The organism is Rhizobium sp. L1K21, from assembly GCF_024055895.1.
Classification (GTDB): Bacteria; Pseudomonadota; Alphaproteobacteria; order Rhizobiales; family Rhizobiaceae; genus Ensifer_A.
This window is the reverse complement of sequence record NZ_JAMXLE010000001.1, coordinates 1,921,557-1,931,669: the sequence shown is the minus strand read 5'-3', so window position 1 is coordinate 1,931,669 and position 10,113 is coordinate 1,921,557. Positions and strand designations below refer to the sequence as shown.

At 56.1% G+C, this 10,113-nt stretch carries 9 protein-coding genes and 1 tRNA gene; 9 read left to right on the top strand and 1 reads right to left on the bottom strand.

The genetic code is table 11. The annotated features are described in order from the left end of the window. Positions 1-331: 331 nt before the first annotated feature. The gene (locus NHF56_RS09305; protein WP_252803632.1) at positions 332-661 is read right to left on the bottom strand and encodes a pentapeptide repeat-containing protein; all 330 of its coding nucleotides are present in this window, start codon (positions 659-661) and stop codon (positions 332-334) included. Positions 662-808: 147 nt separating this feature from the next. Between NHF56_RS09305 and NHF56_RS09300 the strand changes: the two genes are divergently transcribed. The 9 genes from NHF56_RS09300 to rpoB all read left to right on the top strand — a co-directional run bounded on the left by NHF56_RS09300 (position 809) and on the right by rpoB (position 9,980). Next, positions 809-1,702, top strand: coding sequence for an NAD(P)-dependent oxidoreductase (locus NHF56_RS09300; protein ID WP_252803631.1), 894 nt, complete (start codon positions 809-811; stop codon positions 1,700-1,702). A gap of 275 nt (positions 1,703-1,977) precedes the next feature. Further along, positions 1,978-2,053 (top strand) — tRNA-Trp (locus NHF56_RS09295). Positions 2,054-2,247: 194 nt separating this feature from the next. After that, positions 2,248-2,448: a preprotein translocase subunit SecE gene (secE, locus tag NHF56_RS09290; protein WP_252804938.1), complete on the top strand. Its 201-nt coding sequence runs from the start codon at positions 2,248-2,250 to the stop codon at positions 2,446-2,448. A gap of 19 nt (positions 2,449-2,467) precedes the next feature. After that, positions 2,468-2,998, top strand: a complete 531-nt coding sequence (gene nusG, locus NHF56_RS09285) for a transcription termination/antitermination protein NusG (RefSeq protein WP_252803629.1) — start codon at positions 2,468-2,470, stop codon at positions 2,996-2,998. 110 nt (positions 2,999-3,108) lie between these two features. After that, the gene (gene rplK, locus NHF56_RS09280) at positions 3,109-3,537 is read left to right on the top strand and encodes a 50S ribosomal protein L11 (protein ID WP_252803627.1); all 429 of its coding nucleotides are present in this window, start codon (positions 3,109-3,111) and stop codon (positions 3,535-3,537) included. Between the two features lie 4 nt (positions 3,538-3,541). Then, positions 3,542-4,237: a 50S ribosomal protein L1 gene (gene rplA, locus NHF56_RS09275; protein ID WP_252803626.1), complete on the top strand. Its 696-nt coding sequence runs from the start codon at positions 3,542-3,544 to the stop codon at positions 4,235-4,237. Between the two features lie 334 nt (positions 4,238-4,571). Then, positions 4,572-5,090, top strand: a complete 519-nt coding sequence (gene rplJ / locus NHF56_RS09270) for a 50S ribosomal protein L10 (protein ID WP_252803625.1) — start codon at positions 4,572-4,574, stop codon at positions 5,088-5,090. Between the two features lie 60 nt (positions 5,091-5,150). Next, positions 5,151-5,525: a 50S ribosomal protein L7/L12 gene (gene rplL / locus NHF56_RS09265; RefSeq protein ID WP_252803624.1), complete on the top strand. Its 375-nt coding sequence runs from the start codon at positions 5,151-5,153 to the stop codon at positions 5,523-5,525. Positions 5,526-5,834: 309 nt separating this feature from the next. After that, positions 5,835-9,980: a DNA-directed RNA polymerase subunit beta gene (gene rpoB / locus NHF56_RS09260; RefSeq protein WP_252803623.1), complete on the top strand. Its 4,146-nt coding sequence runs from the start codon at positions 5,835-5,837 to the stop codon at positions 9,978-9,980. Positions 9,981-10,113 lie beyond the last annotated feature (133 nt).

Sequence of the window (10,113 nt, the reverse complement as noted above, 5' to 3'; positions counted from 1 at the left end):
CGTCGCTTCGATTATTGAATAATAATCGCTAGCGCCGATCCGAAAGCTGCCGACGTCATTAAAGTTGTCCAATTGGCGCGCGAGCGCGAATTGGACCCGGCGCCGGCATCGTCGCTTCGATTATTGAATAATAATCGCTAGCGCCGATCCGAAAGCTGCCGACGTCATTAAAGTTGTCCAATTGGCGCGCGAGCGCGAATTGGACCCGGTGCCGGCATCGTCGCTTCGATCATCGAGTAATTCGATCCGAATGGATTGAGGAGGGCCCCGCTGGCAACGGCGGGGCTTTTTCGTATTGGAAACTGTGGTCGTGAAAAGTGAGCCGAACCTCTTATTGACTCTCTGCCAGCTTCAACAAATCGCTGACCAGATACCCATTGATCCGCATGCCTTCTATATTCGCACCATCAATCTGCACATGACTGAAGTTGACATCGTGAAAGGCGGTATGGCTCAAATCGACGTTCTTGAAGCGTGAGCCCTTCAGGTCCACGTCCTGGAAGGAATTGGACGACATGGCCAGCCCGTGGAAGGTTGCATCGCAAACGCTGGCGTTCAAGACCTTGATCTTGTCGAGGTTCACATTGGTGAAGGTGGATTCTTCCAAGTCCACGTCATCGAACTGCGATTTGGCAATCATCTGGTCTCGGATGCGCAGCATCACCATGCCCTCCGGCTGATTTCGAATCAGCGGTGATTCTCGCCTAAGTCGAAGAAATCTCCAAATTTTCAGGAAAACGTCGCAGGGGGTGACAGCTTCGCTTCAGCAGGGTAGGACCGGGCAAACAGAAAGATGCGGGAGAGTTTTATGAAAAAGCGGATTTTGTTTACCGGCGGGGCAGGCAAGGCAGGACGTCATGTTATTCCCTGGCTGATCGACAAGGGCTATCAGGTCCACAATATCGACCTGACGCCGCTTGATGTCCCAGGTGTGACCAACCTGAGCGCTGACATCACCGATTCCGGACAGATGTTCAACGCACTGTCCATGCACACGGATTTTGCTGAACTGGAGCACGGACGCGGTGTCCAGCCCTTCGATGCAGTGGTTCACTTCGCCGCTCTGGCGCGCATTCTCATCAAGCCCGACAATGAAACCTTCCGGGTCAATGCGATTGGCACCTATAATGTCATCGAAGCGGCCGTGAAGCTCGGCATCAAGAAGGTCATCATCGCTTCCAGCGAAACCACCTATGGCATTTGTTTTGCAGAAGGCGACAAGCAGCCCCATTATCTGCCATTCGACGAAGAATATGATGTCGATCCGATGGACAGCTATGGGCTCTCAAAGGTGGTCAATGAAAAGACCGCACGTGCATTTGCCGCGCGAACGGGAGCTGATATTTACGCGCTGCGCATCGGCAATGTGATTGAGCCACACGAATATGAAAATTTCCCCGGCTATCTGGATCACCCGGAAACGCGCCTGCGCAATGCCTGGAGTTATATTGATGCGCGCGACCTTGGCCAGATCGTGCACCGCTGCATTGAAAAGAACGGACTTGGTTTTCAGGTTTTCAACGCGGTCAATGACACCATTACCACACGTGAGACCGCAACTGAGATCGCCAGCCGCTTCTTCCCCGGTGTTCCGCTCAAGCACGAATTGAAACCCCGCGAGGCTTTGATCTCCAACCAGAAGATCCGCGACGTTCTGGGCTTTGAGGAAGAGCACGACTGGCGCAAATACGTTGATGCCTGAAGCCGGAGACGCTCGGCCTGCAATGGACGATCGGCCTTGCTCAAAGGCCGGTTCCGCGCGCCCGGTTGGCATGGGTTCACCAAGGGCTCTTCGGCCTGAATGCGTAGGCGGCGCTCCATGGGCTGAAAGGACACCAACCGTACCTGGGCGCGTGAAATACCGAAGGCAGTGGTAAAGCCGCTGACAAAATAATCTTTGAATTGCATTGAAAGCGCTTGTCTTTCGCAAACAAACTGAATAGAACGCGCTCGTTCCGGCCAGCGGCCAGGAACGCTAGGGGTATAGCTCAGTTGGTAGAGCGGCGGTCTCCAAAACCGCAGGTCGGGGGTTCGAGCCCCTCTGCCCCTGCCATTTCCTTAAGGCGCGCGCGTGTCGCTGCCGGGAGATGGAGACGCTGGAATGGCCGCGGTCGTTCGGCAAAAAACAGCATTAACGCAGATTGGGTCTTGTTAAACGAAGATTCGGCGTTTATGTAAGGCAAAAAACAGACACGCGGTGCGTGGGGCTGAGGTAACAGCTTTACGCGCCGTAAAGGCGTGGCATTAATGGCATCAAAAACGAACCCTTTCACGTTTCTGCAGCAAGTGCGCAATGAAACGGCAAAAGTAACTTGGCCTTCTCGGCGCGAGACGATGATCTCCACCGTGATGGTTTTTGCTATGGCCTTCATCGCCGCCGCGTTCTTTTTCGGCGCCGACCAGCTTTTCGGCTGGTTGATCGGTCTGATTTTGAACGTTGGCAGATAAATTACGGCGGAGATAGAAGATGGCGGCGCGCTGGTACATCGTCCACGCATATTCGAATTTTGAGAAGAAGGTGGCTGAGGCTATCGAGGAGAAGGCTCGCCAGAAGGGGCTTGAGCATCTTTTCGAAAAGGTTCTGGTGCCAACCGAGAAGGTTGTTGAAGTGCGCCGTGGCCGCAAGGTTGACAGCGAGCGCAAGTTTTTCCCGGGCTATGTTCTGGTGAAGGCAAACCTCACGGACGAGGCTTTCCATCTCATCAAGAACACGCCGCGCGTGACGGGCTTCCTCGGTTCCGAGTTGAAGCCGGTTCCGATCCCGGACTATGAGGCCGAGCGCATTCTCGGCCAGGTTCAGGATGGCGTTGAGCGTCCCAAGCCTTCCGTCTCGTTCGAGATCGGCGAGCAGGTTCGCGTTTCCGACGGTCCGTTCGCATCGTTCAACGGCGTCGTTCAGGATGTCGACGAAGAGCGTTCGCGCCTGAAGGTGGAAGTTTCGATTTTCGGCCGGGCAACCCCGGTTGAGCTTGAATACGGTCAGGTAGAGAAGCTCTAGCTAAACCGTCAAATCGCGTGGGAGGCGAGGGGTCTTTAGCCGGGTCTTCTTCAACCGAACCACGCAACCGCAGCCGCCGGAAGTATCCGGCATAGTGAAAAGGCAGAGAAATGGCTAAAAAAGTTGCAGGCCAGCTCAAGCTGCAGGTACCGGCAGGATCGGCAAACCCGTCCCCGCCGATTGGTCCCGCACTTGGTCAGCGTGGCATTAACATTATGGAATTCTGCAAGGCGTTCAACGCCGCGACGCAGGAAATGGAAAAGGGGATGCCGATTCCGTGCGTCATCACCTATTACCAGGACAAGTCCTTCACCTTCGCGATGAAGCAGCCGCCGGTTTCCTACTTCCTGAAGAAGGAAGCGAAGATCAAGTCCGGCTCCAAGACGCCTGGCAAGGCATCTGCCGGTTCCATCACCTCGGCTCAGGTTCGCACGATCGCTGAAGCCAAGATGAAAGACCTGAACGCTGCCGATATCGAAGGCGCAATGCGCATGGTTGAGGGCTCTGCCCGCGCCATGGGCCTGAGCGTGGAGGGCTGAGAACATGGCAAAGCTTGCAAAGCGCATTCAAAAGAATGTTGAAGGTGTTGACGCCAAGACGCTTTACGCCCTGACCGATGCAATCGGCATGGTGAAGGCTCGCGCAAACGCCAAGTTCGATGAAACCATCGAAGTGGCAATGAACCTCGGCGTTGACCCGCGTCACGCTGATCAGATGGTACGCGGCGTTGTCAATCTGCCGAACGGCACCGGCCGTTCTGTTCGCGTTGCTGTTTTTGCACGTGGCGCCAAGGCTGATGAAGCCAAGGCTGCAGGTGCAGATATCGTTGGCGCTGAAGATCTTCTCGAGATCGTTCAGGGCGGTACGATCGATTTCGATCGCTGTATCGCGACCCCGGACATGATGCCGCTCGTTGGCCGTCTCGGTAAGGTTCTCGGTCCCCGTGGCATGATGCCGAACCCGAAGGTTGGCACTGTGACCATGGACGTCAAGGGCGCTGTTGAAGCCTCCAAGGGCGGTGCAGTCGAATTCCGCGTCGAAAAGGCCGGTATCGTGCACGCCGGCATCGGCAAGGCTTCGTTTGACGCCAAGGCGCTGGAAGAAAACATCCGCGCATTTGCGGACGCGGTTATCAAGGCAAAGCCGACCGGCGCGAAGGGCAACTACGTCAAGAAGGTTGCTATTTCTTCGACCATGGGTCCGGGCGTTCGTATCGACGTTTCGTCGGTTACGGCCTGATTTTAAAGTTTTGCGGGGCGATAAGCTCTGCTGAAAAGTTTCCAGCCCTTGAGGTTAAGGGCTGGGAAATCCGGATGAAAATCCGGAAATCCTGTCCGAGATTGCGGGTGGTTTCGACCTTAATCATTGAAACCTGCATGAGACGGGTAAGAGCGAAATTTTTCGGTGCGCATGCACCAATGTTTCGGTTCGAACCTCGGTTGCCTTGTGTCTGCTTTCATGCAGCGCGAGGGGGCAGGATCCTCAAGCGTTGCTGAGGATCGACACGATCCTCGGTGGCAAAGGCAAACCGGCCAATTCTCGATAAAGAGATGCGGCCAACTGGAGATAGGCAGTGGATAGAGCGGAAAAACGCGAATTCGTCACAGAGCTGAACGAAGTCTTCAAGACATCGGGTTCAGTTGTTGTGGCCCACTACGCCGGTATCACGGTTGCGCAAATGAACGATTTTCGTTCGCAGATGCGCGCAGCCGGCGGCACCGTCAAAGTCGCGAAAAACCGCCTGGCCAAGATCGCTCTTCAGGGTACGGAGTCGGAATCTATGTCCGAACTCTTCACGGGGCAGACGATCCTCGCTTACAGCGAAGATCCCATCACCGCTCCTAAGGTTGTCATGGAATTCGCCAAGAAGAACGACAAGCTCGTTGTTCTCGGTGGTGCCATGGGCGCAACCGCGCTCGACGCCGATGGCGTGAAGTCTCTGGCTTCGCTCCCGTCGCTCGACGAGCTGCGTGCGAAGATTGTTGGCATGATTCAGACGCCGGCAACCCGCATCGCACAGGTTGTCAACGCGCCTGCAGGTCAGCTTGCTCGCGTGTTCTCCGCGTACTCAAAGAAAGACGAAGCCGCTTAAGGCGGAATTTCGCTGCTTATAAATTAACTCAGTTCGAACCGAACATAAGGAACTAGAAAAATGGCTGATCTCGCAAAGATCGTAGAAGACCTGTCCAACCTGACCGTCCTGGAAGCTGCTGAGCTTTCCAAGATGCTCGAAGAAAAGTGGGGCGTTTCTGCAGCTGCTCCTGTAGCTGTTGCTGCTGCTGGCGGCGCTGCTGCTGCTGAAGCTGTCGAAGAAAAGACTGAATTTGACGTGATCCTCGCCGACGCTGGCGCCAACAAGATCAACGTCATCAAGGAAGTCCGCGGCATCACCGGCCTGGGCCTGAAGGAAGCTAAGGACCTCGTTGAGTCCGCTCCGAAGGCGATCAAGGAAGGCATCTCCAAGGGCGAAGCTGAAGAGCTCAAGAAGAAGCTCGAAGAAGCCGGCGCTAAGGTCGAAGTCAAGTAATCTTCGGATTGCTTTGGGAGACGGTGTTTTCACCGTCTCCCATCTGCAATTTCAAAGCAATTCCTGAGAAGGCCCCAATGGTTTTCGATGGAAATTGCGGAAGAAAAGCGAAGAACGTTTTACCCAAAAGTCGTTAATTCGGCTTTTGGGTAATGGGTTCTCAAGAGGATGGTTCTCTTCTCATGGGTCAGGCAATCCGGCCTGTCGGCATGAGCGGAAAACGAGATTGGAACTCATATCGGCGGTGCTGCCTGGCCAGTGGTGACCGTCCGTTGCAGGCCCGGATGTCAAGATATTGAAGGAGCGACGATGGCTCAGACCCTTTCGTTTAACGGTCGCAGGCGCGTACGCAAGTTTTTTGGTAAAATCCCCGAAGTAGCAGAAGTTCCGAACCTCATTGAGGTTCAAAAGGCTTCTTACGACCAGTTTCTGATGGTCGACGAGCCGAATGGCGGCCGCCCCGAAGAGGGCTTGCAGGCCGTTTTCAAGTCGGTTTTCCCGATCACGGACTTTTCCGGCGCCTCCATGCTGGAATTCGTGTCCTATGAGTTCGAACAGCCGAAGTTCGACGTTGACGAATGCCGTCAGCGCGATCTGACCTATTCTGCGCCGCTGAAAGTGACGCTGCGTCTGATCGTGTTCGATATTGACGAAGATACCGGCGCGAAGTCGATCAAGGACATCAAGGAACAGTCTGTCTACATGGGCGATATGCCGCTCATGACCGACAACGGCACCTTTATCGTCAACGGTACGGAGCGTGTTATCGTTTCGCAGATGCACCGTTCTCCGGGCGTGTTCTTTGACCACGACAAGGGCAAGAGCCATTCTTCCGGCAAGCTGCTGTTTGCTGCCCGCGTGATCCCGTATCGCGGCTCCTGGCTGGACATCGAGTTCGATGCCAAGGATATCGTGCATGCGCGTATCGACCGCCGCCGCAAGATCCCTGTCACATCGCTTCTGATGGCGCTTGGACTGGACGGCGAAGAAATCCTGTCCACCTTCTATGGCAAGTTTGATTACAAGCGCGACGGCGATGGCTGGCGTATCCCCTTCAAGCCGGAAGCCCTGAAGGGCCAGAAGGCTGTTTTCGACATGGTTGATGCCGATACCGGCGAAGTCGTTGTTGAAGCAGGCAAGAAGCTGACGCCGCGCCTTCTCAAGCAGCTGAGCGAAAAGGGTCTGAAGGCTCTCAAAGCCATGGATGAGGACCTTTATGGTTCTTACCTTGCTGAAGACCTGGTCAACATGGAAACGGGTGAAATCTTCCTCGAAGCCGGCGATGAGCTGGACGAGAAGACGCTCGCCACCATTCTGGATGCCGGTTTTGATGAAATCCCGGTTCTCGACATCGACCACATCAACGTTGGCGGTTACATCCGCAACACGCTGGTGGCCGACAAGAACGAGTCCCGCCAGGATGCGCTGTTCGACATCTACCGCGTGATGCGTCCGGGTGAGCCGCCGACCATGGAATCGGCTGAGGCCATGTTCCAGTCGCTGTTCTTCGATGCTGAGCGTTACGATCTGTCCGCCGTTGGTCGCGTCAAGATGAACATGCGTCTTGATCTGGATGCCGAAGACACCGTTCGCGTTCTGCGCAAGGAAGACATCCTGGCTGTCGTCAAGATGCTCGTGGACCTGCGCGACGGCCGTGGCGAAATCGACGACATCGACAACCTCGGCAACCGCCGCGTTCGCTCCGTTGGCGAGCTCATGGAAAACCAGTACCGCCTTGGCCTGCTCCGCATGGAGCGCGCGATCAAGGAGCGTATGTCTTCCATCGAGATCGACACGGTGATGCCGCAGGATCTGATCAACGCGAAGCCGGCAGCCGCTGCCGTTCGCGAATTCTTCGGTTCCTCGCAGCTCTCGCAGTTCATGGATCAGGTCAACCCGCTGTCGGAAGTCTCTCACAAGCGCCGTCTTTCGGCTCTTGGTCCGGGTGGTCTGACACGTGAGCGTGCAGGCTTTGAAGTCCGCGACGTTCACCCGACCCACTATGGCCGTATCTGCCCGATTGAAACGCCGGAAGGCCCGAACATTGGTCTGATCAACAACCTGGCAACCTTCGCCCATGTCAACAAGTACGGCTTCATCGAAAGCCCGTACCGCAAGATCGTGGACGGCAAGGTGACGGACGAGGTGATCTACCTCTCCGCCATGGAAGAAGCCAAGTACTATGTGGCACAGGCCAACGCCAACATGGACAAGGACGGCTCGTTTGTTGACGAGTTCGTGGTTTGCCGCCATGCCGGCGACGTGCAACTTGCTCCGCGCGAAATGATCAACCTGATGGACGTTTCGCCAAAGCAGCTCGTGTCCGTTGCAGCCTCGCTCATTCCGTTCCTGGAAAACGATGACGCCAACCGCGCGCTCATGGGCTCGAACATGCAGAAGCAGGCTGTGCCGCTCTTGCGTGCAGAAGCACCATTCGTCGGTACAGGCATGGAATCGGTTGTGGCCCGTGACTCCGGTGCCGCTATTGCCGCCCGTCGTGGTGGCGTGGTGGACCAGGTGGATGCGACCCGTATCGTTATCCGCGCAACCGAAGACCTCGATCCGTCGAAGTCGGGCGTTGACATCTACCGGTTGCAGAAGTTCCAGCGTTCGAACCAGAACACCGCCATCAACCAGCGCCCGCTGGTGCGCGTTGGCGACGTTCTGAACAAGGGCGATATCATTGCTGACGGTCCTTCGACCGATCTCGGTGATCTAGCTCTGGGACGCAACGCGCTCGTCGCGTTCATGCCCTGGAACGGCTACAACTACGAAGACTCCATTCTTCTGTCTGAACGTATCGTTAGCGATGACGTCTTCACCTCGATCCATATCGAGGAATTCGAAGTCATGGCCCGCGACACCAAGCTTGGTCCGGAAGAAATCACCCGCGATATTCCGAACGTTTCCGAAGAGGCTCTGAAGAACCTCGACGAAGCCGGTATCGTCTATATCGGTGCTGAAGTTCAGCCGGGTGATATCCTCGTCGGCAAGATCACCCCGAAGGGCGAAAGCCCGATGACGCCGGAAGAAAAGCTTCTTCGCGCTATCTTCGGTGAGAAGGCATCCGACGTTCGCGACACCTCCATGCGCATGCCGCCTGGCACGTTTGGTACGATCGTTGAAGTTCGCGTTTTCAACCGCCACGGCGTTGAAAAGGACGAGCGTGCAATGGCGATCGAACGCGAAGAGATCGAACGTCTTGCCAAGGACCGTGATGACGAACAGGCCATCCTCGACCGCAACGTCTATGGCCGCCTGATCGAAATGTTGAACGGCAAGACGGCCGTTGCAGGTCCGAAGGGCTTCAAGAAGGGCGGCGCGCTGAACGAAGACGTCATTAAGGAATATCCCCGCTCGCAGTGGTGGATGTTTGCCGTTGAGGACGAAAAGGTTCAGGGCGAAATCGAAGCGCTCCGTGGCCAGTACGATGAATCCAAGTCGCGCCTTGAACAGCGCTTCATGGATAAGGTCGAAAAGGTCCAGCGCGGCGATGAAATGCCTCCGGGCGTGATGAAGATGGTCAAGGTCTTCGTTGCTGTTAAGCGCAAGATCCAGCCGGGCGACAAGATGGCCGGCCGTCACGGCAACAAGGGTGTGGTTTCCCGCATTCTGCCGATTGAGGACATGCCGTTCCTCGAAGACGGTACCCATGTTGACGTCGTGCTGAACCCGCTTGGCGTGCCTTCGCGCATGAACGTTGGCCAGATTCTGGAAACCCACCTCGGTTGGGCTTGCGCCGGCATGGGCAAGCAGATCGGCGAGATGTTGGATGCCTATAAGGAAACCAACGATATCAAGCCGCTGCGTGACACCATCGACAGCGTCATGGGCACCGGTCCGAAGGGCGAGCCGATCAAGGACTACGACGATGACTCCATCGTCCGCCTCGCCGAGCAGACCCGTCGCGGCGTGTCCATCGCAACACCGGTCTTCGACGGTGCTGTGGAAGCCGACGTCAACGAAATGCTGGTGAAGGCAGGCCTGAAGGAATCCGGCCAGTCGACGCTTTATGATGGACGTACCGGTGAACAGTTCGACCGTCAGGTGACTGTCGGCTACATCTACATGCTGAAGCTGAACCACCTTGTGGACGACAAGATCCACGCCCGTTCGATTGGTCCGTACTCCCTCGTTACCCAGCAGCCGCTGGGTGGTAAGGCGCAGTTCGGTGGCCAGCGCTTCGGTGAAATGGAGGTCTGGGCGCTTGAAGCATATGGTGCTGCCTACACGCTGCAGGAAATGCTCACCGTCAAGTCGGACGACGTGGCGGGCCGTACGAAGGTTTACGAAGCCATCGTACGCGGCGACGATACGTTCGAAGCGGGCATTCCCGAATCCTTCAACGTTCTCGTGAAGGAAATGCGGTCTCTGGGTCTGTCGGTGGAGTTGGAAAATTCCAAGATCGATCCGGCGGTCCCGCCAGCTGGCGAACTGCCTGACGCAGCCGAGTAAAATTTTGAAAAGTTGCGTGCGCCATAAAATCGGCGCACGCGTTTCTCATCTTTTTAAAAAAGCGGAGAGGCGGCACCCGGGTATCAACGCCGCCAACCCGTGAACCGAGAGCTCTTGATGAGCCTCAAAGGAG

Bases quoted from the DNA above. Each gene is read 5' to 3' on its own strand.
- NHF56_RS09300 (WP_252803631.1), top strand. From the start codon at position 809: ATGAAAAAGCGGATTTTGTTTACCGGCGGGGCAGGCAAGGCAGGACGT.
- rplK (WP_252803627.1), top strand. From the start codon at position 3,109: ATGGCTAAAAAAGTTGCAGGCCAGCTCAAGCTGCAGGTACCGGCAGGA.
- secE (WP_252804938.1), top strand. From the start codon at position 2,248: ATGGCATCAAAAACGAACCCTTTCACGTTTCTGCAGCAAGTGCGCAAT.
- nusG (WP_252803629.1), top strand. From the start codon at position 2,468: ATGGCGGCGCGCTGGTACATCGTCCACGCATATTCGAATTTTGAGAAG.
- rplL (WP_252803624.1), top strand. From the start codon at position 5,151: ATGGCTGATCTCGCAAAGATCGTAGAAGACCTGTCCAACCTGACCGTC.
- rpoB (WP_252803623.1), top strand. From the start codon at position 5,835: ATGGCTCAGACCCTTTCGTTTAACGGTCGCAGGCGCGTACGCAAGTTT.
- rplA (WP_252803626.1), top strand. From the start codon at position 3,542: ATGGCAAAGCTTGCAAAGCGCATTCAAAAGAATGTTGAAGGTGTTGAC.
- NHF56_RS09305 (WP_252803632.1), bottom strand. From the start codon at position 661: ATGCTGCGCATCCGAGACCAGATGATTGCCAAATCGCAGTTCGATGAC.